At 55.2% G+C, this 440-nt stretch carries 2 protein-coding genes; one reads left to right on the forward strand and one right to left on the reverse strand.

Going from position 1 to position 440, the window contains the following annotated elements; translation table 11 throughout:
* On the forward strand, positions 1-191 hold a 191-nt coding region (locus AACY49_RS31145; RefSeq protein WP_339528180.1), incomplete at its 5' end, for a hypothetical protein.
* 57 nt (positions 192-248) lie between these two features.
* Here the strand turns inward: AACY49_RS31145 and AACY49_RS31150 are convergent.
* Positions 249-440, reverse strand: a 192-nt coding sequence (locus AACY49_RS31150; RefSeq protein WP_339528182.1) for a hypothetical protein, incomplete at its 5' end; no start/stop codon positions are given.

A 440-nucleotide genomic window follows, 5' to 3' on the forward strand; every position in this document is an offset into this window, starting at 1 on the left:
AGCAGGGGAATACGGTGGTGGTGATCGAGCACAACCTCGATGTGATCAAGACCGCGGACTGGGTGCTCGATCTGGGGCCGGAGGGCGGCGTGAAGGGCGGGGAGATTGTGGCGCAGGGGACTCCGGAGGTGGTCGCTAAGGCTATGGGGAGCTTTACGGGGCGGTATTTGGCGCCGTTGTTGGGGGAGTAGGGGTTGAGAACGGCAGCGGTAGATTAACGCGATGGGAACTTCGATTTGGTAGAGTATTTAAGGAGCCATCGATATAATCGTCGACAGCATTTGGCGATAGTACGTATCAGTCATTGCTTTTGCGTGGGTAGCGAGCATTTGCGCCCGCTCAATCTTTGGTATTCCTTTGTTCCACATAGCAGTCGCTAGCATCATTACCTTCGGGACTGTCAGGATTTCCGTGTGTGGGCGGGCATAATGGGTAAAGAG

Origin of the sequence: Pseudomonas sp. EL_65y_Pfl2_R96 (assembly GCF_963970905.1) — a bacterium.
Taxonomy (GTDB): domain Bacteria; phylum Pseudomonadota; class Gammaproteobacteria; order Pseudomonadales; family Pseudomonadaceae; genus Aquipseudomonas.